General features: G+C 36.6%; 19 protein-coding genes. 10 read left to right on the plus strand and 9 right to left on the minus strand.

Features of this window, described 5'->3' with window-relative positions; translation table 11 throughout:
- Positions 1-56: 56 nt before the first annotated feature.
- Entirely contained in the window at positions 57-974 is a 918-nt protein-coding gene (locus I5M32_RS05685) for a M28 family peptidase (RefSeq protein ID WP_200585218.1), read from the plus strand.
- Positions 975-986: 12 nt separating this feature from the next.
- Here I5M32_RS05685 and I5M32_RS05690 read toward each other — a convergent pair whose 3' ends face one another.
- Genes I5M32_RS05690 through topA form a run of 3 tightly spaced genes read right to left on the minus strand, consistent with a single transcriptional unit; the run spans position 987 to position 4,451 of the window.
- On the minus strand, positions 987-1,445 hold the full coding sequence (locus I5M32_RS05690; protein ID WP_200585219.1) for a hypothetical protein: 459 nt from the start codon (positions 1,443-1,445) through the stop codon (positions 987-989).
- Between the two features lie 12 nt (positions 1,446-1,457).
- Positions 1,458-1,865: a hypothetical protein gene (locus I5M32_RS05695; protein ID WP_200585220.1), complete on the minus strand. Its 408-nt coding sequence runs from the start codon at positions 1,863-1,865 to the stop codon at positions 1,458-1,460.
- A complete protein-coding gene (gene topA, locus I5M32_RS05700; RefSeq protein ID WP_200585221.1) occupies positions 1,866-4,451 on the minus strand; it encodes a type I DNA topoisomerase in 2,586 nt (861 codons plus the stop codon).
- 72 nt (positions 4,452-4,523) lie between these two features.
- Between topA and I5M32_RS05705 the strand changes: the two genes are divergently transcribed.
- From I5M32_RS05705 to I5M32_RS16990, 3 genes are all read left to right on the plus strand, one after another.
- Positions 4,524-4,763: a hypothetical protein gene (locus tag I5M32_RS05705; RefSeq protein ID WP_200585222.1), complete on the plus strand. Its 240-nt coding sequence runs from the start codon at positions 4,524-4,526 to the stop codon at positions 4,761-4,763.
- A gap of 310 nt (positions 4,764-5,073) precedes the next feature.
- The gene (locus I5M32_RS05710) at positions 5,074-8,445 is read left to right on the plus strand and encodes a methylmalonyl-CoA mutase family protein (protein ID WP_200585223.1); all 3,372 of its coding nucleotides are present in this window, start codon (positions 5,074-5,076) and stop codon (positions 8,443-8,445) included.
- Between the two features lie 294 nt (positions 8,446-8,739).
- Positions 8,740-9,129: a glycosyl-4,4'-diaponeurosporenoate acyltransferase CrtO family protein gene (locus tag I5M32_RS16990; RefSeq protein WP_394370314.1), complete on the plus strand. Its 390-nt coding sequence runs from the start codon at positions 8,740-8,742 to the stop codon at positions 9,127-9,129.
- 85 nt (positions 9,130-9,214) lie between these two features.
- Here the strand turns inward: I5M32_RS16990 and I5M32_RS05715 are convergent, their stop codons facing one another.
- Positions 9,215-10,672: an APC family permease gene (locus tag I5M32_RS05715; protein WP_200585224.1), complete on the minus strand. Its 1,458-nt coding sequence runs from the start codon at positions 10,670-10,672 to the stop codon at positions 9,215-9,217.
- 245 nt (positions 10,673-10,917) lie between these two features.
- On the opposite strand from I5M32_RS05715, the gene I5M32_RS05720 reads away from it, so the two are divergent.
- Entirely contained in the window at positions 10,918-13,242 is a 2,325-nt protein-coding gene (locus I5M32_RS05720; RefSeq protein ID WP_234461870.1) for a sodium-translocating pyrophosphatase, read from the plus strand.
- 859 nt (positions 13,243-14,101) lie between these two features.
- On the opposite strand, the gene I5M32_RS05730 is transcribed toward I5M32_RS05720, so the two are convergent.
- Positions 14,102-14,455, minus strand: a complete 354-nt coding sequence (locus I5M32_RS05730; RefSeq protein WP_200585226.1) for a 4Fe-4S dicluster domain-containing protein — start codon at positions 14,453-14,455, stop codon at positions 14,102-14,104.
- Between the two features lie 90 nt (positions 14,456-14,545).
- On the opposite strand from I5M32_RS05730, the gene I5M32_RS05735 reads away from it, so the two are divergent.
- From I5M32_RS05735 to dnaJ, 5 genes are all read left to right on the plus strand, one after another.
- Positions 14,546-15,577, plus strand: coding sequence for an acyl-CoA reductase (locus I5M32_RS05735; RefSeq protein ID WP_200585227.1), 1,032 nt, complete (start codon positions 14,546-14,548; stop codon positions 15,575-15,577).
- 40 nt (positions 15,578-15,617) lie between these two features.
- A complete protein-coding gene (locus I5M32_RS05740; RefSeq protein WP_200585228.1) occupies positions 15,618-15,821 on the plus strand; it encodes a fructose-6-phosphate aldolase in 204 nt (67 codons plus the stop codon).
- Positions 15,821-16,501 (plus strand): cell division ATP-binding protein FtsE, encoded by a 681-nt coding sequence (locus I5M32_RS05745; protein WP_200585229.1) that lies wholly within the window; start codon positions 15,821-15,823, stop codon positions 16,499-16,501. Before I5M32_RS05740 ends, I5M32_RS05745 begins: the two co-directional genes overlap by 1 nt.
- Positions 16,502-16,622: 121 nt before the next feature.
- Positions 16,623-17,216 (plus strand): nucleotide exchange factor GrpE, encoded by a 594-nt coding sequence (grpE, locus tag I5M32_RS05750; RefSeq protein WP_200585230.1) that lies wholly within the window; start codon positions 16,623-16,625, stop codon positions 17,214-17,216.
- A 91-nt stretch (positions 17,217-17,307) separates the two neighbouring features.
- A complete protein-coding gene (gene dnaJ / locus I5M32_RS05755; protein ID WP_200585231.1) occupies positions 17,308-18,471 on the plus strand; it encodes a molecular chaperone DnaJ in 1,164 nt (387 codons plus the stop codon).
- Positions 18,472-18,530: 59 nt separating this feature from the next.
- On the opposite strand, the gene I5M32_RS05760 is transcribed toward dnaJ, so the two are convergent.
- The 4 genes from I5M32_RS05760 to dinB form a co-directional block, all read right to left on the minus strand.
- A complete protein-coding gene (locus I5M32_RS05760) occupies positions 18,531-18,998 on the minus strand; it encodes an RES family NAD+ phosphorylase (protein WP_200585232.1) in 468 nt (155 codons plus the stop codon).
- Entirely contained in the window at positions 18,998-19,444 is a 447-nt protein-coding gene (locus I5M32_RS05765; protein ID WP_200585233.1) for an antitoxin Xre/MbcA/ParS toxin-binding domain-containing protein, read from the minus strand. Before I5M32_RS05765 ends, I5M32_RS05760 begins: the two co-directional genes overlap by 1 nt.
- 103 nt (positions 19,445-19,547) lie before the next feature.
- A complete protein-coding gene (locus tag I5M32_RS05770; protein ID WP_200585234.1) occupies positions 19,548-22,523 on the minus strand; it encodes a DNA polymerase III subunit alpha in 2,976 nt (991 codons plus the stop codon).
- 4 nt (positions 22,524-22,527) lie between these two features.
- Positions 22,528-23,715 carry a DNA polymerase IV gene (dinB, locus tag I5M32_RS05775; protein ID WP_200585235.1) on the minus strand — a complete coding sequence of 396 codons (1,188 nt, stop codon included), beginning with the start codon at positions 23,713-23,715 and terminating at the stop codon, positions 22,528-22,530.
- Between the last annotated feature and the right edge of the window lie 674 nt (positions 23,716-24,389).

Raw genomic sequence — 24,389 nt, forward strand, 5'->3', positions numbered from 1 at the left:
CTAAAAACCGTACAATCCTATCCAATTCATTATATTTGAAATAAAATAACCCTCAAATGAAAAACGCCTTTTATCTGATCTGCCTTTTAATAACGCTAAATGCTTGTTCTCAAAAAATAAACAATAAAGCGGTGCTCTCTGATTTGAAAGAACTTTCTGATGATAAATACGAAGGACGAAAAACCGGGACACCCGGAAACAACAGGGCAGCGCAGTTTATTATCGATAGGTTTAAAAAAGCCGGTCTTTTTTCTTACTATGCTGATTATAAACAACCTATCGAGTTTAAGAATAAAGCTGGCGAAACCATAAATGGGAACAACATAATAGGTTATATCAAAGGCAAAACAGATAAGGTGATGGTAATTTCTGCCCATTACGATCATTTGGGGATTAAAAACGGGAAAATTTTTAATGGCGCAGATGATGATGCGAGTGGTGTGGTAGCGGTTTTGGCTTACGCCGATTATTTTGCAAAACACCAACCAAATTACTCCATGGTTTTTGCTGCTTTTGATGCAGAAGAAATGGGGTTGCAAGGATCAAAATATTTTGTGGCCCACCCACCGGTTAGCTTAAGAAATATCGCCATTAATATCAATATGGATATGATAGCCCACAATGATAAGAATGAATTATATGCTTGTGGCACCTTTCAGTTCCCTCATTTAAAACCTTTCATTACATCTTCAAACCATAAACCAAATATCCTTTTTGGGCATGATGATCCCAAAACTGGCCATGATGATTGGACTTATCAAAGCGATCAAGGTTCGTTTTACGCTAAAAACATTCCCTTTATTTATTTTGGGGTAGAAGATCATAAGGATTATCATAAAGAAACGGATGAGTTCCAAAACATCAATCAAGATTTTTTTGTGGGTTCTGTCAACACGATCTTAGAAATAATCAAAAATATCGATAAAAATTATGTGGCCGCAAACAGGGTTAGAGAAGATATTATTATGGATTAGGCTAAAAAAAGATCAGATAATATCCAAAATTTTTATGGTTTTATTATTGATTTCAAATGTTTCTGCTACAGACCTACCAAACAAACATTTTGCCATTGGAGATGCGGGAGAGATAAAATAAAGAGATTGGTTGTTTAATTTTACCTCGCCCAAACTAACGGAAATAAAAAATTGGCCGGCATCCGTTAAAACCAAACTCCCCAATAAAATTCTATGGTTCTTACTTTGCCAATCAAGGTTTTTGAGGTTAAAAATATGTTGTTGATTGATGAGCAATTGCTGTTCTAACCTGTTGATCTCTTGTTGAGACATTTCGCGGCTGGTCTCATATTTATCGCCCATGCTACTTTTAGAATCGTTGGCGATCCCGTCCCGCAGTGCAGCAATATCGGCTTGTAAATTTAACTGCTTATCCGCCAGAAGCGAAAGCCCATATTGGTAAGCCTTTTTTTTAAACGCTAGATGCTGCACCTCATCAAAAATTTAATTCCCTATCACAACACCGGGCTTGTTTACCAACGGAACTTTAATAAAGTTGGTATCTAAGATGCTTTCTGGTAAAAAAACAAATTTCTTATCAAAAATTTCTCCATTGATATAATAGCTTACCCAATACTCGTTGTTTAAACCAAAAACCTCTTCTTGTATCAATTCTATCTTAGCAAAAGAGTTAGCTTCCACTTTTTTGATATGATGCCTTAGGATAGAAGTTTTAACGCTTTCGCCATCTTTTAAACCATAGCCCTTAGAGGTGATCAAAACAGTTTCTATAAAAACATTTTTCTGGTTAATTAGATAAACCGCCCAAGATTTGGTCTCTGGGGTTTCAAACTCCAATACTACCGCAATAGAAATATCTACCACCAAATTCTCGGGGATATCTTTCTTCATTTATTTCTTTTTTACCGCAGCTTTTTTTGCGGATGGTTTTTTAGCAGCAACTTTCTTAACGGGTGCTTTTTTGGTGGGTGCTTTTTTAGCTTTTAGCTCAAACGCATCCGGAATTTGTTCGGTAATCAGTTTTTTTACCTCTTCTAAAGAAATGCGCTGCAAATCTTCTGGCAAGTATTTTTCTCCAGAAACAGGGTTTTTACCCAATTTCAACATTGCTTTCCCAAACCTTATAAAAGGGCCCCAACGCCCGTTTTCAATAGCGATTTTTTCTTTTTCCCATTGCTGTATGTAACGATTGGCTTCTTTCTCGATTTTAGCGCTAATCAGTTCGTCTATTTCTGTTTTGGATAAATTATCGAAGTTATACCTAACGGGTACATTAACAAAAATATCCTTCCATTTCAAAAAAGGGCCAAACCTGCCTCTTCCTTTAGTTACGGGCTCTCCTTTAAAAGTTGCTACGGGTGCATCTGCCAATTTCTTTTCTTCAATAATCTCGATTGCCCTTTTGTTATCAACTTCTAAAGCATTTTGGTTTTTGGGCAAAGAAATATAAGTATCTCCCCATTTTACATAAGGCCCAAAACGCCCAACGCCCACAGAAACCTCTTTATCTTCATAATCATTTAAAGAAAATGGCAGTTTAAAAAGCTCTAGCGCATCTTCTAAAGTTACAGATTCTACCGACTGGGATTTCAGCAAACTCGCATAAGTTGGTTTTTCTTCATCCTCAGATTCTCCAATTTGAACCATAGGCCCAAATTTGCCTATACGGGTATAAACATTCTTTCCAGATTTAGGATCAACACCCAACAAACGTTCTCCACTTGCCCTATCGGCATTTTCTAAAGTATCCTGAACTTCAATATGGAAAGGCTTATAAAAATCTTTCAACATTTTGGTCCAATCTTTTAAACCATGGGCAATCTCGTCAAATTCTTTTTCTACATTGGCGGTAAAATGAAAATCTACGATCCCTTTAAAATGCTCTACCAAAAAATCGTTCACTACGGTACCAATATCCGTTGGGAATAATTTACCTTTATCGGCCCCGGTAATCTCAGATTTTATCTGTTGCTTTATTTCTCCCTTTTTTAAGGTTAAAACCTGATAATTTCTTTGCTTCCCTTCACGCTCTTCTTTGGTTACATAACCTCTATTTTGTACGGTAGAAATAGTTGGAGCATAGGTAGATGGCCTACCAATGCCCAGTTCTTCTAATTTTTTTACCAACGCCGCTTCAGAATACCTTGCCGGCGGGCGAGAGAATCTTTCTGTAGCGGTAAGTTCTTCTAGATTTAGTTTTTGCTGAGGAAATAACGGAGGTAAGATTCCCTCTTCAGATTTATCATCATTATCATCGTCATCATCGCTCTCTAAATATACTTTTAAGAAACCATCAAATTTGATTACTTCGCCGTTTGCTGTTAATTCTTCGTTCCTGGTGCTGATGCCTATTTTAGCTGTCGTTTTTTCAATCTGTGCTTCACTCATCTGAGAGGCAATCGCTCTTTTCCAAATTAATTCATACAAGCGTTTTTCAGAAGCATCGCCATCTAAAGTATGCCACTCAAAGTGCGTAGGCCTTATGGCTTCATGCGCTTCTTGTGCACTTGCAGATTTGGTTTTAAATCTTCTTTGCTCAAAATATTGTTTGCCATAAGCAGACTTAATTTCTTGTGCAGCAGCATCTAATGCGGTATCAGATAGGTTCACAGAATCGGTACGCATATAGGTAATTTTACCTGTTTCATACAGTTTTTGTGCAACCGTCATGGTTCTAGAAACAGAAAAACCCAATTTTCTACTCGCTTCTTGTTGTAAAGTTGAAGTGGTAAATGGCGCTGCGGGATTTCTCTTTAAAGGCTTAACATCTAAGCTATTTATTTTAAAAGTTGCGCCATTGCAATCCTCTAAAAACTTTTGGGCATCTTCTTTCTTATCAAATTTAGAAGAAAGTTCTGCTTTAAATATATCTTTTTTATCGGTAGAAAAAACGGCAACCACCCTGTAAGCTGCAGTACTGTTAAAGGCGTTAACCTCGCGTTCCCTATCCACGATCAGCCTTACGGCCACAGATTGTACCCTACCGGCAGATAAAGAGGGTTTTACTTTTTTCCATAAAACGGGCGAAAGCTCAAAACCAACCAAACGATCTAAGACCCTGCGGGCTTGCTGTGCATTTACTAAATCGTAATTAATCGTCCTGGGGTTTTCAATCGCTTTGGTAATGGCCGGCTTGGTAATCTCGTGAAAAACGATACGTTTGGTGTTTTTCTCGGTTAAACCCAAAGACTCGTACAAATGCCAAGAAATAGCTTCTCCCTCCCGGTCCTCATCCGATGCTAGCCAAACCATTTCTGCCGATTTTGCCAACTTCTTAAGTTCTGCAACCAATTGCTTTTTATCTGGCGAAATCTCATAGTGCTGTTTAAAATCGTTATCAACCTCAATAGCGCTATCATCTTTCCTAAGATCGCGGATGTGGCCGTAACTAGATTTTACCATGAAATCTTTCCCAAGATAACCCTCTATAGTTTTCGCTTTTGCCGGAGATTCTACGATGAGTAAATTTTTAGCCATTCAGATTAGATTTTAACGCAAATAAAGGATAATATATTTAGTAATCCCAACAAAAGTAGTATTTATAAAGTTTTGCGAAAATTCAAAGGTTATTTCGGGCGTAATAATAATTCATCAAAAATCGCCTCACAACAAGAAGAATTTGGGCGTTTTAACACTCCGCCAACTGGCGGATGTATCTTTTTTTGTTATTTGCTTGGCGGTAAGAGCAAAAAAAGCCTGCCCGAAAAACAGGCGGAGATGTCGTTCTTATCCCTAAAGCAAAACCTACATAGGGTTTTAGTTAAAGGGAAATCTTGTTTATTTGATTAATCAACAAGTGAGATGCTGAAATAAATTAGGCATAACTCGCATTTAGAAAACCAAATTATGCTAAATGATATTGAAACTCCTCAAAACAAAGCCATAAATACGCTCTTAAAAAACGCATCATGTCTAAGAAAGGAGATATATCACTCGCAAGTTTGCCATCATAATGATTTACCTTTATGTGTGATGTCTAGTTCCTCGATGTGAAGAAAGCGCTATTCATCTCAAAATCCCAACAAACAAATACGCTATTGCCTTAACCACTTCAAAAACGTAAATTTGAGATCCCTAATAAGGATTTTAGCTCATATCCATGCAAGAAACCGATATATATAAGCCCAAGAATAAAATCAGATTTGTAACCGCAGCTTCCCTTTTTGATGGGCATGATGCGACTATCAACATTATGCGAAGGATTTTACAATCTTCTGGAGCTGAAGTAATACACCTTGGCCATAACCGCTCTGTTGATGAGGTAGTAAATTGTGCCATACAAGAAGATGTGCAAGGTATCGCCATGACATCTTACCAAGGTGGGCATACAGAATACTTTAAATATATGTACGATTTGTTGCAGGAAAGAAATGCTGGGCATATCAAAATTTTTGCTGGAGGTGGGGGCGTGATTTTAGCAGATGAGATTAAAGAATTAGAGAAATACGGCATCAATAAAATTTATTCCCCAGATGATGGCAGAAGAATGGGTTTGCAGGGGATGATCAATGATATGTTGCGCAAAACAGATTTCCCAACCATAGAAAAACTGAATGGAGAAATTAAAACCTTGCCCAATAGAAATGTGAATTCCATCGCTTCTGCAATATCTGTGGCAGAGAATTTCCCGGCCGCAGCAGTAGATTTTTTAACCGAAGTAAAAAAACTCATCAATAATAAAACCATTCCCGTTTTAGGGATTACAGGTACGGGCGGTGCGGGAAAATCTTCTTTGGTTGATGAATTGGTGCGCCGTTTTTTGGTGGAGACAGATAAAACATTGGCCATTATTTCTGTAGATCCTTCTAAAAGAAAAACAGGTGGCGCACTTTTGGGCGATAGGATAAGGATGAACGCCATCAACAACCCAAGGATTTATATGCGCTCATTGGCTACTCGCCAAGCTAATTTGGCTTTATCAAAATACGTACAAGAATCTATAAATATTTGCAAAGCGGCAGGTTTTGATCTAGTGATCGTAGAAACCTCTGGTATTGGGCAATCAGACACAGAAATTACCGAGCATTGCGATGTTTCTTTGTACGTGATGACACCAGAATTTGGTGCGGCTACACAATTAGAAAAAATCGATATGCTCGATTTTGCCGATATGGTAGCTATCAATAAGTTTGATAAACGTGGTGCACAAGATGCCATACGTGATGTGCGCAAACAATACAAACGCAACCATTTAATTTTTGAAGTCAAAGACGAAGATTTACCAATTTATGGTACCATGGCTTCCCAATTTAATGATCCCGGTACAAATAATCTATTTTCTGCGATCATGAAAAAGATTTCTGATAAAACCGGAATCGATTTTAAGGCCAAGATGGGTTTTACCAAAGAAGAATCGGAGAAAATATACATCATCCCGCCAGATAGAACCCGTTATTTGGCAGAAATTGCAGAGGCCAATCAGGCTTACGCCGATTTTGTAGCCGCACAAAGCAAACTGGCGCAACAACTCTATCAGCTACACGGCACTATTGAGCTTTTAGAAAATCATCAGGCTACAGCCGAAGAAATAAATTCTTTAAAACAGCTTTACAGCGATATTGAAGAAGGGTTAGATGGAGAATGCAAACGTTTATTACGCCAATGGCCAGAAACGGTAAAACAATATAAACAAGACTATTTCATTTACAAAGTAAGGGATAAAGAAATTAAACAAACTTTATTTTCAGAATCTTTATCAAAACTAAAAATCCCGAAAATATCCTTACCAAAATATGAAGCCTGGGGAGATATCTTAAGATGGTTATTAACAGAAAATTTACCAGGAGAGTTTCCTTATGCAGCCGGTGTTTTCCCTTTGAAACGCGAAGGAGAAGACCCAACACGTATGTTTGCCGGGGAAGGCGGGCCAGAAAGAACCAACAAACGTTTCCATTATGTGAGTTTGGGGCAACCTGCAAAAAGACTCTCTACCGCCTTTGACTCGGTAACTTTATATGGAGAAGACCCAAATTTACGTCCGGATATTTATGGGAAAATTGGCAACTCTGGCGTAAGCATTGCCACTTTAGACGATGCCAAAAAACTATATTCTGGTTTTGATTTATGTGCCGCATCAACTTCTGTTTCTATGACCATCAATGGCCCCGCACCTATGCTTTTAGGCTTTTTCATGAATGCGGCCATTGATCAACAATGTGAAAAATACATTAAAGAAAATGGTTTAGAGCAAGAGGTAGAGGCTAAGATTAAGCAAATTTATAAGGCTAACGGCACTAAAAAGCCACATTACGAAGGCAAATTGCCAAAAGGAAATGATGGTTTAGGCTTGATGCTTTTGGGCGTTACCGGCGACCAGGTTTTACCTTCAGAAATTTACGAAACCATAAAAGCGAAAGCTATTGCAACAGTACGTGGAACGGTACAGGCCGATATTTTAAAAGAAGACCAAGCACAAAATACCTGTATTTTCTCAACAGAATTCGCTTTGCGCATGATGGGCGATATCCAACAATATTTTATTGATGAGAAAGTTAGAAACTTTTATTCCGTTTCTATTTCTGGTTATCACATAGCCGAAGCGGGCGCAAATCCAATCTCGCAATTGGCATTTACGCTTTCTAATGGTTTCACTTTTGTAGAATACTATTTAAGTAGGGGCATGAACATCGATGATTTTGCACCCAACCTTTCTTTCTTTTTCTCTAACGGGATAGATCCAGAATATGCAGTGATCGGGAGAGTAGCGAGAAGAATTTGGGCAAAAGCCATCAAACATAAATATAAAGGTAATGACCGTTCCCAAAAACTTAAATATCATATCCAAACTTCTGGCAGATCTTTACATGCCCAAGAGATCGACTTTAATGATATTAGAACAACCTTACAAGCTTTGTACGCCATTTACGATAATTGCAACTCTTTGCATACCAACGCTTATGATGAAGCCATTACCACCCCTACAGAAGCTTCTGTGCGCAGGGCAATGGCCATTCAGTTGATCATTAACAGAGAATTGGGCTTAACAAAAAACGAAAATCCTTTGCAGGGTGCTTTCATTATAGAAGAACTAACCGACTTGGTAGAACAAGCCGTATTAACAGAATTTAAACGGATTAATGATCGTGGTGGAGTTTTAGGAGCCATGGAAACCATGTACCAACGTAGTAAAATACAAGAAGAATCTTTGTACTACGAAACCTTAAAACATACCGGCGAATTCCCGATTATCGGCGTGAACACCTTTTTAAACAAGGAAGGCTCATTAACAGTTGCTCCCGGAGAAATTATTAGGGCAACAGAAGAAGAAAAGCAATTGCAGATCAAAAACCTCGAGGCTTTTCAGCTCAGAAACGAGGACAAAACAGAAAGCCTGTTAAAAGTTTTGCAGCTAAAAGCGATACAAGGAGAAAACATCTTTGAAGGTTTGATGGAAGCTACGAAATATTGCTCTTTAGGGCAGATTTCTAATGCGCTTTATGAGGTTGGTGGGCAGTATAGAAGGAATATGTAGATTTTTGAAATGAGAATTGAGAAAATGATATAAATTAGGAGGCACAGTACCATAAAACCTAAAAACGGATTATAGATTACTTCTGTTTATATCGATGTGCCAACATCATCAACAACTATAATGACTATTAGTAATCAAATCATTACAAAAAAAAGAAAGAAACTGCTAGCATTGTATAATATGATCCCAAATCTATTTTGGTCTGTTTTAAATCTAGCTCCAATTTCGGTATTTTGTTTTACGCTTATTGGGTTAAAAATAATTTACGTTTTTCTTTCGATTAGTTTTATACCGATGTTCTTAAAAAATTCATTTATTGATAGATTGCAAATTGGAAAAACAACCAAGATTTATAAAAAGTTAGGGGTTAATACCATAAACAAGATTTCGCAGAACGGAGAAATCATAAATAATTTGCTCAAAAAGAAGTTTCCCCAGCATAGGATCCTTACTAAAGACAAAAAATCAATTTCTGCTATTATAAATCAAACTTATGTTTTTGAGAAATTCCATTTAACGTTGTTTCTTTTTTTCTTCTTAATAACCGTCTATTCAATCATCAACAAATATTGGCTTTGGGCATTGGCAATACTGTTAACCAATATTGCTTATAATGTTTATCCAAACTTCTTACAGCAATACATTAGGCTTAAGCTTTCTTTATTTAATAAGAGAAGGATTTAAAATTCAATCCTCAAAATTTCTTTTATTAAAGTTTAAACTATGAAGTGTTTTCTGTTGCAGAAATTATTTAACGCTTAATTCTAATTTAAAATGCTGTTTTCTTTTTGGTTAAATAATAAACAGGAATGCCAAAAAGAACAATGGCTAACCCCCAGCCACAAGTGCCTGGCTTGTAAATCAATAAATCCACACAAATGGCAGATGCTATAATGATGTAAAGTGCCGGTAAAACTGGGTATCCAAATGCTTTATAGGGGCGTTCCCATTCTGGTTTTTTCTTTCTTAAAACAAATAAACCAACAATGGTTACAATATAAAACAGCAAAGAAGAGAAGGTACAATAATCTAAAAGTTGCCCATAAGACCCAGAAAGACATAAAATGGATGACCAAACTGCCTGTAAAATCAAAGCGAAACCAGGTACATCCTTTTTATTTAGTTTTGCCGCTTTTTTAAAGAAAACACCATCTTTTGCCATGGCATAATATAACCTAGCGCCAGATAAAATCAATCCGTTATTACAGCCAAATGTAGAAACCATAATTAACAATGCCATTATGGTAACCGCCGAACTCCCAAAGATCATAGAGGCTGCCGCTGTGCCAACCCTATCTTGTGAAGCAAAAGAAACTCCTCTTGCTAAAGCCGTTGCGCCATCTGGCGAACCGATCATTGGTAACAGCATGATATAAGCAACATTGGCCAAAATATACAGTACCGTAACCGTTAGTGTCCCAAATAATAGGCTTAAAGGAATATTTCTTTGTGGATCTTTAACTTCACCGGCGGTAAAGGTAATCGTATTCCAAGAATCTGCGCTAAATAAAGACCCGATCATTGCTGCCCCAATAGCTCCCCATAAAACTACGCCTCCCAACAATTCTTTAGTTATGGTGCCATCATCGTTTTGTTTAACAGAAAAAGCAGTCCAAAAATCTGCTAGGTTAGTTTTAAATGCTGCGCTATTTAAACCGAAGTAGATTCCCAAAACTATCAACCCCAGTAAAGATAGTATCTTGGCTAAGGTAAAGGTGGTTTGCACAATTTTGGCGCTTTTTATTCCTTGGAGGTTTAAGATCGTTAAAAAGGAAATCAATAATAGGGCAAGAAACTGGGTTGCATTAAAATGAAAGCTCTTTAAAGAAAACAAGATATGCTTTTCATCAAAAAACGGGATTAATTCTGCAGTATATTTTGCAAATGCAATAGCCACTGCCGCAATTACCCCAGTTTGGATTACCGTAAAAACCGTCCACCCAAATAAAAAGCCAACCATTGGGTTAAAAGCTTCTTTTAAATAAACATATTGCCCTCCTGCTTTAGGCATCATACTGGCCAATTCGCCGTAACTTAAAGCGGCAATTAAGGTAATTACACCGGTTAACAACCAAATCAATAATATCACGCCTGGCGAACCAACTGTTCTAGCCATTTCAGAGCTCACTAAAAATATCCCAGAACCAATCATAGATCCAGAAACAATCATGGTAGAATCTAAAAGACCCAATTCTCTCTTCATCTGTGTACGTAAAACTTTATCCATTTTTTAGATTAAAACCTAAAGCTATCTAAAAAATCGAAACCTACAATTAAGTTATTCATAACAATCAAATCGCAATTTCCAAAACAATCTTATCCATTGGTTTTTAATCATTATTGCTACTTTAAAATTTACCATTTTTAGCTTAAGAAAAATAAATGTTTGGAAATACCGATTAGCCTCTTAATTTTGGAAATTCTGCCAAAAATCAGAAGAACCTAAATTTTTGCTTACACTTTATAACTTATATGGATTTTTTACAAACTAATTTACTTTATTTTATCCCAGTTTTAGGGCTTATTGGCATCTTGGTAATGATTTCCAAATCTATTTGGGTATCAAAACAAGATGCTGGTGATGAAAAAATGACCCAACTTGCAGGTTACATTGCAGATGGTGCAATGGCTTTCTTAAAGGCAGAATGGAAAGTTTTAAGCATTTTTGTGCTTTTTGCAGGTTCATTATTAGCCTACTCTGGTACCATCCATCAAATTAACGGCAAAGAAATACACTCTAGCTGGGTAATTGCAATCGCATTTGTAATAGGTGCTGTGTTTTCTGCTTTTGCAGGATATATCGGGATGAGGGCCGCTACAAAAGCCAACGTAAGAACTACCCAAGCGGCAAGAACCAGTTTAAAACAAGCCCTAAAAGTTTCTTTTACCGGCGGAACCGTAATGGGCCTAGGGGTTGCTGGCCTCGCAATATTAGGCTTAGGTGGCTTGTTCATCGCTTTCTTAGCCTATTTCTCAGATTTAGGCACCGAAACCGTAAAAACTTCTATTGAAGTATTAACCGGGTTTTCTTTAGGCGCAGAATCTATTGCGCTGTTTGCCCGTGTTGGCGGTGGAATTTACACCAAAGCTGCCGACGTTGGTGCCGATTTAGTGGGTAAAGTAGAAGCAGGTATCCCAGAAGATGATGTTAGAAACCCGGCAACGATTGCAGACAATGTTGGAGATAACGTGGGCGACGTAGCCGGTATGGGGGCAGATTTATTTGGTTCTTATGTGGCAACCATTTTGGCTACAATGGTGTTAGGGCAAGAAATTAATGCCGTAGGCGATAAATTTGGGGGGATGTCCCCTATCCTATTACCCATGGTAATTTGTGGTTTAGGGATTTTATTTTCTATCATAGGCACATGGTTTGTAACCATCAAAGACGAAAAATCAAACGTTCAAACCGCTTTAAACCTAGGTAACTGGTCATCAATTGCCATAACCGCGGTAGCATCATTTTTTGTTGTTAAATGGATGCTACCAAACAACTTGATACTTAGAGGTTATGAATTTACAAGTATCAATGTTTTTTACGCAATTATAGTTGGTTTAGTGGTTGGCACTATCATGAGCATCGTAACAGAATATTATACCGCAATGGGTAAATCACCTGTCGATTCTATAGTTCAACAATCTTCAACCGGCCACGCTACAAATATTATTTCTGGTCTGGCCGTAGGGATGAAATCTACCGTTATTCCAATCTTAACATTGGCTGGCGGTATCATGACTTCTTATTATTTCGCTGGTTTGTACGGGGTTGCAATTGCAGCTGCAGGGATGATGGCAACAACGGCAATGCAACTAGCAATTGATGCTTTTGGCCCAATTGCAGATAATGCAGGTGGTATCGCAGAAATGGCCCAATTACCCCCAGAAGTGCGTGAGCGTACAGATAACTTAGATGCAGTTGGAAACACAACCGCAGCAACCGGAAAAGGATTTGCGATCGCATCTGCTGCTTTAACTTCTTTGGCCTTATTTGCGGCTTTTGTAGGTATTGCTGGTATAACAGCCATAGATATTTACAAAGCCCCGGTTTTGGCAGGATTGTTTGTAGGTGCAATGATCCCTTTTATCTTTTCGGCCCTGTGTATCCAGGCAGTAGGTAAAGCAGCAATGGATATGGTAAACGAAGTGCGCCGCCAGTTTAGGGAAATCCCTGGCATTATGGAGTATAAGGCGAAGCCAGAGTACGAGAAATGCGTAGCCATATCTACCAAAGCATCCATCAGAGAGATGATGATGCCCGGGGCAATTGCTTTGATCACTCCTGTTATCATTGGTTTTATTTTTGGCCCAGAAGTTCTAGGGGGCTTATTGGCAGGTGTAACCGTTTCAGGGGTTTTAATGGGAATTTTCCAGTCAAACGCTGGTGGCGCATGGGATAACGCTAAAAAATCTTTTGAAAAAGGTGTTTTGATCAATAACGAAATGCACTATAAAAAATCAGAGCCACATAAAGCATCCGTAACCGGTGATACCGTTGGTGATCCATTCAAAGATACCTCAGGCCCATCCATGAATATTTTAATCAAACTGATGTCTATCGTATCTTTGGTTATCGCACCTTACATTGCGCAAACCGGCCAAGTAACCATCAAACCTGCAACTTCTTTAAACATCAACCATCAAGTACAAGATGTTCAGATTGTGAAAACCGAGGATGGCGAATTAATAGGCATACATAAAGACGGTTCTTTTTGTACAGCCCAAGAAATGGATGCCGCAAGAAAAGCAGGTTTAAAATGCTGCTCAAAACCTAGCTTGGTAGATAGGTTTAAAAAATAAATTAAATATCAGGCTGAGCGGAGTCGAAGTCCTCAAAAAATAAATTAAATGTCAGGCAGAGCGGAGTCGAAGCCCTCAATCCCAATCTTTTTTAAAAGGTTGGGATTTTTTTTGAAAAGCAAATCCATCAAAATCAATTACCGGTAGCCGGGCTTTGCGCTATACTCCGTTTTGCCTCCTACCGTCGGCAAAGCCGTGGTGCCGCTTCAATCCCGTTTATTTAACTTAGGTTCTTCACAATTAAATAAGATCAGCAAAACAAAACCTGTAATAAGTATAGTTATTCTAAGATTAAGATTTCTTTTTAAAACAAAAATCAATAAAATTATAAATAATTGATAATTAATAACTTAACATAAAAAGTAAAGTTATAACTTTACTAAATATAGGGATTAAATGGCCTCAAATAAGTTTAGAATTAAAAAATTTGATTGATGACACTAAGTATTGGATAGGAAATAAAACTCACTCACCCAAAGAGATTACCATCAGATTTAAGCATAAAATTGTTTCTATCCATTGTTTTTCTAATAGAAACGGTAGGCACTCAAGATTAATGGCCGATATCGTCATCCAATCAATTTTCGGGAAAGAAATTTTTAACTGGCAAAATTCAAATATGGTTAATGCCAGTGAAATAAGAGAAGAATATATATTTTGGCCTTAAAACAAGCTGATAATGGCAACATAAAACCATTTATAACTTTTGCTGAAAACTAAGTTTAAATCCTATTTAAAAAAAATTATAGTTTAACTAGCTAATATTGTAAACTATAAAAATAAAACAACCTGCTTTTTCCACAAAAAAAGGGTTACCTAAAAAAAAGACAACCCTTTTACCGAATATATTTATCGAAAATTACCCTTCTTGGTGTAACCAAGCTTTTTTAGCCAGTAATTCTTCTTCTGTTTCTCTCACATCTTCATCGTCCACACAGCAATCAACTGGGCAAACAGCGGCACATTGTGGCTCATCATGAAAACCCTTACACTCTGTACATTTATCAGAAACAATGTAATAAACCTCATCAGAAATGGCTGCCTGTACTTCATCAGCATTTAAGGTTTCGCCACCGCCAAAATCTATGATTCCTTTTAAGTTTGTGCCTTCAGAGAATTTCCAAGCTTGCCCAGCGTCATAAATTGCATTATTGGGGCATTCTGGCTCACATGCTCCGCAGTTAATGCACTCGTCTGTAATTTTAATTGCCATATCTTATCTTTTGTAACGCCTTAAACGTATTTTTGTTTTTTCTTAATAAGCTGCAAATATAACACAATTAAATTATTCGGAATTCAGTCAATGTCAGATTTTTTTAAAGAAAACAGAGTAGAAGCATTTACCAGATTAGGAGATTTCTTGTTAAACCCCAACGATGATTTTAAAAATACAATAGAAAGCGCAAAGCATAAAAATGCGTGGTTTAGCCAAGAGCAAGTATTAAGCGCAATTAATGCTAATGGCCAAATGCTTAATAAAGCCGACCTCTTAAAATTTACAGCCAATATTCCAGGTTTAAACCATCATCCAAAAAACGTGGGTTTAATATTAGCAGGTAATATCCCATTGGTTGGTTTTCATGATATTTTGACGGTTTTATTAACTGGCAATATCGCCGTGATCAAATTATCTTCACAAGATGATTTATTGATCCCTTACATACTATCAAAGTTGGTAGAAACAGAACCCAACTTTAAAAATAAAATACAATTTGTAGAAAAACTAGAAAGTTTTGATGCCGTAATTGCAACTGGGAGCAATAATTCTTCCCGGTATTTTGATCATTATTTCTCTAAGGTGCCCAACATCATCAGAAAAAACAGAAATAGCGTGGCACTTTTAACCGGGAAAGAAACCACCGAAGATTTAAAACGTTTAGGCGCAGATATATTTAATTATTATGGTTTGGGTTGCCGCAATGTATCTAAACTTTTTGTGCCAGAGGGTTATGTTTTCAAGCATTTTTTTGAATCGATAGAAGAATTTAGCCCCATCATCAATCATCATAAATACAATAACAATTATGATTATAACAAGTCTATATTTTTAATCAATAAAAATCAACATTTTGATAACGGATTTTTGTTGGTTGCCAAAGATGATAGAATGGTATCGCCTTTAGCAACTGTTTATTACCAAGAATATCAAACCTTAGGGCAAGCTATCGAAATTTTAAATAATAAAGCCAATGAGGTCCAAGTTGTTGTTTCATCTGTAAATGAAAGCATGGTTCCTAGCAAAGTGAGCTTCGGCGAAAGCCAAAACCCCAAACTTTGGGACTTTGCAGATGGCGTTGATACCATTTCGTTTTTAAACTCGCTAAACAGAATTTAAAATTATTAAGCATCCATAAAAAAAACTTTAACTTTGGCCCATGTATATCATTAAAGTTAAAGGAGTAGCAAAAATCCCAGATTATGTGCAGTTACGGGACGAGCAATTTACTCTTTTGGCATATTTTAGGGTAGATAGGCCCGAAAAGCATTTAGAAAAAGTTGGTTTAGGCGATAAGGCCAATTATATCATGAATATAGTAAAAGACTTACCTTTTGGTAAGATCTTAAAATTAGAAATCTAATGGTAGGAAACTCGGTAATAAAATTAAACAACATTGATATTTTTCAACAAAAACATTTAGTGCTATCTAATGTGAACCTGCATGTAGATAAAGGCGAATTTGTTTACTTGATTGGCCAAACAGGATCAGGGAAAAGCAGCCTGTTAAAGATTATCTATGGCGATTTACATATTAAAAATGGCGATGGACATGCCGTTGGTTATGAGCTGAGCAATTTAAAAGAAGGTGATGTGCCTTTTATGCGCCGCAAGTTGGGGATAGTTTTTCAAGATTTCCAATTACTAACAGATAGAAGTATAGAGCAAAACTTGGCATTCGTTTTAAAAGCCACAGGCTGGAAAGATAAAAACCTGATTGACGAGCGCATTAAAGATGTGCTGGAAAAAGTAGGCCTAAGAAGCAAGATGAAAAAAATGCCCCATGAAATATCTGGTGGCGAGCAGCAACGCGTGGTAGTTGCAAGGGCTTTATTAAACGATCCCGAATTAATTTTAGCAGATGAGCCAACCGGCAACTTAGATCCAGAAACATCAGAAGAAATCATGATTTTATTGCGGCAGATCAGTCAATCCGGTACGGCGGTATTAATGGCAACGCATGATTATCATATTATCAGAACTTTCCCATCCCGTATAATTAAGTGCGAGAACGGCAAAGTGATAGAAGACGCAACCGTTTAAAAGCTTATAGCTTAAAAAAACAGTCAATTTGGAAGTTTGATTTATTTTAAACTGACAGCTTGACTGTTTTTGTTTAATGGCAGTATGTTTGGTATTTGAGTTTAATTATATCAAAAACATAATGTTTAAGAAAAAGAAGGTTTCAGAAAAAGAAGAACATAACAAAATGGCAGATAACGCAGAAAACCAAGAACCAGAATATCTTAAAGAAGAGATGAAAGAAGTTAACGAGGCAAGAGTTAACGAAGCTGAAGATAACGAGCCAAGCGAAGCTGACAAGTTAAGAGATGAAGTTGCTCAATTAAATGATAAATACCTACGCCTGTTTGCAGAATTTGAGAATTATAAACGAAGGACCAGTCAAGAGCGCAAAGACTTGCTTCAAACTGCGGGCAAAGATGTGATTGTTTCTTTATTAGGGGTTTTGGACGATTTTGAAAGAGCCGATAAAGCGATGGAAAATGCAACAGAGGTTAAGCCCGTAAAAGAAGGAATCGAATTGGTTCATCATAAATTAAAATCGCTTTTGGTGCAAAAAGGGTTAGTACCCATGGTAGCGAAAGGTAAAACTTTTGATGCCGATATTCATGAAGCAATTACTTCTATACCAGCACCATCTGATGATTTAAAAGGAAAAGTTGTGGACGAGGTTGAAAAAGGATATTTGCTAAATGATAAAGTTATCCGTTTTGCAAAAGTTATAGTTGGGGCATAATGGTTTGACGATGAGTCCATTTGATAATGTGATGATGATTATCAAAACATTTTCAAATAGATAAATTAACAAATCAACAAATTTAAAATAGATGAGTAAAAGAGATTATTACGATATACTTGGAGTTTCTAAAGGTGCTCCCGCAGACGAGATTAAGAAAGCCTATCGTAAACAGGCGATAAAATTCCACCCAGATAAAAATCCGAATGATAAATCTGCCGAAGATAAATTTAAGGAAGCTGCCGAAGCTTACGAGGTATTAAGTAATCCAGAAAAAAGACAACGTTATGATCAATTTGGCCATGCGGGCACACAAAGCGGGTTTGGTGGCGGTTACGGTGGCGGCGGCATGAACATGGAAGATATATTTAGCCAGTTTGGCGATGTATTTGGTGGCGGGGGCAGTCCTTTTGATAGCTTTTTTGGAGGTGGCGGCCAATCACGTGGTGGTGGAAGAAGGGTTCAGAAAGGTACAAACCTACGCATAAAAGTTAAGCTTACATTAGAAGAAATTGCTAACGGGGTAGAGAAAAAGATAAAAGTTAACAAACAGATTGTTTGTAATACTTGCGACGGAACCGGGGCAAAAGACAAAAACTCATTTTCTACCTGTAAAACCTGTGGCGGCCAAGGTGCCGTAAGAAGGGTAACAAATACAATTTTGGGCCAGATGCAAACTACAAGCACTTGCCCAACCTGTAACGGTGAAGGCACAACTATTTCTTCTAAATGCAATACTTGCCATGGCGATGGTATTACCCGAGGCGAAGAAACCATTAGCATAAATATCCCTGCAGGTGTAAGTGAGGGAATGCAACTGAGCATGAGCGGAAAAGGAAACGCAGCACCCCGTGGTGGTGTTCCGGGAGATTTGATTATCTTAATCGAAGAAATTGCGCATGAATCCTTAAAAAGAGAAGGCATCAATGTGATTTATGATTTACATGTAAGCTTTGTTGATGCAACCCTTGGTGCCAGCATAGAGGTACCAACTATTGATGGAAAAGCCAGGATCAAGTTAGATCCCGGGACACAAGGTGGTAAAATATTGAGGCTAAAAGGAAAAGGCATCCCGGAAGTGAATTCTTACCATAAAGGTGATCAATTGGTACAGATAAACATTTGGACACCAAAAATACTAAATAACGAGGAAAGGGAACTTTTAGAGCAGCTAAAAGATTCTCAAAACTTTAAACCTAGTCCGGGTAAAAACGAGAAAAGCTTTTTTGATAGGATGAAAGAATATTTTGAATAGGATTAAAGCAATCTTAAAATAAAAAAAATAGCCTGCATTTTAATTGTAGGCTATTTTTGTTAGAAATTCAATTTTAATCTGGTATCAAAATTAAAAGGAACAACATCCATAACCTTAATCTTAGCAAATTTTGGATGTAAGGGATTTAATAAATAATTATATTCCCTATCAACTATTGCAGACGGAACTTTTAAAACTGCAGAATTCATATCAGAGATCCATTTATTTCCTAATTTTTGGGTAATTGGATAATGTGAAACTATAAACCAATCGGTACTTAATCTTTGCAATTCCTTTAGTTCAATCTCATCAATAGAGATAGAGTCCGGAATATCAATAACTGATATAGAAAACTTACCAGAACTTAATGCAGAACCACTTTTATGAGCTAACACCTCTAAACAAGACAAAGAAGCAGAACCGCCAGTATAGATCATCCCCTCCCCCTCGCTGTTCCATCTTCCCGCAAACCCAGAAGCCACCAATGATTTAGAAAATTTAGTTTGGGATATTCTATAAACCTTCATTAGGCTAAAATACCATGATCAATACGGTTTAATTCATTCATTACCATATTGATACCAGTTATAGAATCTAAAAGATCACTTGGTTTGGCACCTATGCCGATATTATGCTGGGGCAGCCAATTTTTAAATTCTTCAATAGAACCAAAAGTATCTAAACCTTTATCATAAAGCTCTAAAAGAAACAATACATGCTCACTTAAACTTGTACTTAATTCTTTATTATTTGATAAATGCTTTCTTAAAGTTGGCTCCGTAAGATCCAAATTTTTAGCCATATCAAAACGGGTAGAACCGCTTATATTCAATAAATCTTGGATAGATGATGATGCCAAGCCTCCCTTTATTACAGAAAGCCTATTTACAGGAGACTCAAAATAAGTTTGATAGGGGGCTAACGCCTCACTCACAATATTAACCGTATCTTCTAACTCTCCATAAACTTTCATACCCAAATGTAATATTTTACTTTTTAAATTGAAAATATTTTCACATTTTTAATTTAGCATCTTCATATTGCTGCTTTTTACTTTAAACTTTTTACTTCCTGCTTTAACCCAAATCAGGATTCCACCAGCCAGATCTTTTCATTTCAGAAACCTCAACCGTAAAGAAATTAAATTCTTCCGTAACTTTTCCTCTAATCAAATAACATCCTTTCCCTTTAAATGTGTAGCGGGCGGCAATTTCGGGAAACAAAACTGTATCTATCCATTGGCCTTCTTTATCTAAAAAAGTTCCAAAGAACATGGCATCTCCATGTTTGGTTTTGGCATATTTAGTTGTAATCAACTGACCAACAATTTCAATCTCTTTGCCTACATGGGCCGGAATATCCTTAGCTAAAATCCCTTTCCATTCTTGTTTTTCCATTAGTTCAAAAGGAGATGAAAGCATAAAATCCATCAACTCTAATTCATCTAACATATCATTACGTTTATCATAATGCAGCTCGGGAATTTTAAAATCAGACTTAGATTTAGTGTTAAAAAGCTTGTTCTGTACAGCCACAACAGGCTTTTTGTTCGTTAAGAAATGTGCATCCCATAATAATGCTTGTTTAGATTTTTTTGTAAAACGAAATGCGCCAACCCTTATCAAAGTAATCAGCTGCTCTAAACCAATAGAAACTCTATCTACAAAATCATTGATGCTTTTAAAATTGCCACTACGGTTTCTTTCCGATAAAGCATTTTCTATTAATTTAGATTCTAAACCTTTAACATGGGTAAAACCTAAAAAAATAACATCTTCGTTTATTGAAGTTAACCAGACACTATTGTTTAGACATGGGGCTTCAAGTTTTGCACCTGCCCTTTGTGCCTCTTGTACATATAATCCAGTATGGTAAAATCCCCCAAAATTATTGATCACGCCTACCATAAATTCTAATGGAAAATATGCTTTTAAATACATACTTTGGTAACTTTCTACCGCAAATGAAGCAGAGTGCCCCTTTGCAAAAGAATAACCAGCAAAAGATTCTATCTGTCGCCAAACCTCAACCGCTAATTCTCTTGTTCTTCCCAATTCATCACAATTAGAAAAAAACTTATCCTTTACCTTTTGAAATTCTTCTCTAGAACGATACTTGCCAGACATTCCCCTTCTTAAAACATCAGATTCTCCTAAACTTAAACCCGCAAAATGATAAGCAACTTTAATCACATCTTCTTGGTAAACCATCACACCGTAAGTATCCGGCATAATTTCCCATAAAACCGGGTGAGCCAAAGATTTCCCCTTATCCAAGGCATGATGCCTTAAAATATATTCCCTCATCATCCCAGATTGTGCAACACCAGGCCTTATGATAGAACTCGCCGCAACCAAAGTCAGGTAATCTTTACATTCTAACTTTGCCAAAAGCATCCTCATTGCTGGTGATTCTACATAAAAACAGCCAACTAAATCCCCTTTTTCAAGATGTTTAACTATTTTTTCATCTTTCATAAATTTCGGAATATCATGGATGTCGATATCAATCCCTTTATTTTTCTTTACGATAGCTAAAGTATCCTTAATATGCCCCAATCCTCTTTGGCTCAAGATATCGAACTTATACAATCCCAAATCCTCGGCATTGTACATATCAAATTGGCAAATAGGGAATCCTTTTGGAGGATGAGAAGTAGCCGTGTAACGATAAATTGGTTTCTCAGAAATTAAAATCCCACCGGCATGGATACTTAAATTTTTTGGGAAATCCTTTATTTGCGAGGCGTGGTTACAAATCTCAAAATCTAATTTGCTTTTCCTTTTATCTGGTATAATTCCATTTTTTACGCTTTTGATCAATCCTTCAATTTCGTCCACGGGCAAACCATAAACTTTACCCAATTCTCGCAAAGAAGAATTAATTTGAAAAGTAGTATAAGTAGCCTGCAAGCAAGTATGCTCTAAACCATATTTATTAAAAACATAATCTATAACCTCATCCCTATCCTGCCAAGAAAAATCAATATCAAAATCCGGAGGTGTTTTTCTAAAAACATTAATGAACCTTTCAAAATATAAATCTAGATCAATAGGATCAACATCGGTAATTTTTAGGCAGTAAGCCACAACACTATTTGCCCCGCTACCCCTTCCTATGTAATAAAAACCTTTGTTTAGGGCAAAAGATATAATATCATGGTTAATCAAAAAATAAGATATATATCCTCCTTCTTTAATTACCTTTAACTCCTTATTTATTCGCTCTCTTACATCCTTTGTAATTTTTCCGTATCGATATTTTGCGCCTTTTTCAACCAAATTAACCAATCTTTCATAATCTAATTTTCCAGAAATATCTTTTTCAGCAGCAGCATAAAATCTCGATTTATTTTTGTTCATCCCAAACTTAAAATCTATCATTTCACAGTTTTCCAACAAATTATGAGTGTTTTGTACAATTTGCGGATATGCGCCATAATACTTATAAAAGTTCTGTTCATCCAAAAAAACTTCATCAGCCGAAGCCAAGTCATTATCTGATATTTTAGAAATAATCGTGTTTTCTTGTATCGCTCTTAATACCTTGTGTAACCGAAAATCTTTTTCATCGGCAAAACTCACGGTATGTAAGATGACTATCTTATCAAGATAATTGTTCCATTTTTCGAGTTGTAAAAAATGCAGGTCTTTATAACTTATCCCAATAAATTCATTGCTGGTTAAATCATATTCCGTATCGTTTTTAAACGGATAGACTATAAAAACATCAGATTCCACTTCACATTTATCATCAAACGGGATTTCCTCTTTTAAATGCTTTGATAGTAACCTATTCAATTTTTCAAAACCATCTTTGTTTTTAGCTATACCAACAAACTTTTGTACTATCCCGTTTCTAAAATCTATACCTAAAATTGGAAAAAAACACCCTTTTTTATTAAGCCTAAGCGTTTCTAAACAGCCGGATGTATTATTAATATCAGTAAGTACAAATTTTTCTACACCATGCTTTTTAGCTTGTTGCAAAAGTTTTGATGGCGATAAAGTACCGTGTAAAAAACTAAAATAACTATGGCAGTTAATAAACATATAATCAAGTACACATACCATTAAAAGGATTGAAAGATCTAGGGTTTACACCCATCGTTATTGCCCGATGCACAGATTTATTCCCAAATTTTTTATTGATATGATCTAATGCTTGGTATAACTGGATTTGATTTTCATCATCATTAAACAAATGTATCTGTTGATGCCCCCTTACCAATTTACTCAATCTTACGCCAATCAACCTGATCAACATCCTCCGGTTATAAAGTTTTTTAAATAGCAATTTAACTTGTGGTATCAATTGATGGTCAGATGCACTATAAGGGATTTTAACCTGTTGCGTATAGGTATTAAAATCAGAATACCTAATCTTCACACTTATACAGCCCGTCAAAAAATTCTCATTCCTCATCTTAAAACATAAATCTTCCGTCATAGAAACTAATAAACTTTCTAACATTCCAACGTCCATGGTATCCTTATCAAAAGTTTCCTCGTTAGAAAGAGATTTACGATCGGTATAGGGTACAATCGCAGAATTATCAATCGCATTTGCTTTCTCCCACATCATAATGCCCTGTTTCCCAAAAGCAGACTGTAATAATTGTACAGGCATTTGCTGCAAAGTGTAAACCTTTTGTACACCCATTTTTCTCAAACTTTCGCCAGTTTTTTCCCCAATCATAGGTAATTTCCTAACAGGTAAAGGCGCTAAAAAAGATCTTTCATCACCAAAATTTACGTACTTATAATTATTAGGTTTTGCCAAACCAGTAGCAACCTTAGAAACAGTTTTATTTTTAGACATACCAAACGAGATTGGCAGTGATGTCTCTTTAATTATCTTCTCCCTCAACTCTTTAGAATAAGCTAGCGTCCCGTCAAAATCATCAAACCCGGTCATATCCATATAAAACTCATCAATAGACGTTTTTTCAAACACAGGGACAGCCTCGTTTATCATCTCTGTTATCTCGATAGATGCCTTAGAATAACTATCGTAATCCCCCCTAATAAAAAGCAATTCTGGGCAAAGCTGTTTGGCCAACTTTCCTGGCATGGCAGAGTGTACCCCAAATCTTCTAGCCTCATAACTACAAGATGCTACTACACCTCGTTCGCTAGATCCACCAATGGCAACCGGTTTGCCATACAAAAACGGATTAGATCGGCACTCAACCGAAACAAAAAAACTATCCAAATCAATATGTATAATCTGTTTTCCTTCCATTTCTAAAAACCTCAAAACCCAATTCCATCATCATAAAACAATTAAAATTACAAGGGCATTTTAATAATCCGCCAGCTGGCGGATCATATTGCACAAGCCTTAGCCACAAGGCCGGTATCCGCTATTATCGTTAACGCAAAAAAAACTAAACAAGAGTTTCAATTATCCACAAAGCACTTATCAAAAAGTAACAATAAACTTGAAACTTAAATCAAATATAATACTAATATTTTTAGTAATTCAAAGTTATGGAAAACGAATAAGACTGTTCAATGAATAACTGGTTAAATAAGCTTTTTCAAATACAGGTTCAGGGAAAGCTAAGAAAAACATCATAACTCAGGTTGAATTGTAAAGATTATCAAGCGGATGGAGATATAGAAAGAACAAAATATGAGCATATCAATCTCTCTTAAGATATGACATTTTGATTCAGTAAACACTTGTCCGAAAATCACAAAGCATCAGATAATGTCGATAGCATGTATATCACATGAATACCCTAAAAAGATAAAGTTATTATGGTCCGGAAGTGTCGTCGGTAGGGGCAAAACCCTGAGGGGGATTTATGGGATCAACGCATCTATGGCGCCGCACAAAAAAAAGCCCCCCTCCGATGTGGAGGGGGGCGTAGGGTCTGGCACCGACCTACTCTCCCACGTGTTACCGCAGTA

Source organism: Pedobacter segetis (assembly GCF_016623585.1).
Taxonomy (GTDB): domain Bacteria; phylum Bacteroidota; class Bacteroidia; order Sphingobacteriales; family Sphingobacteriaceae; genus Pseudopedobacter; species Pseudopedobacter segetis.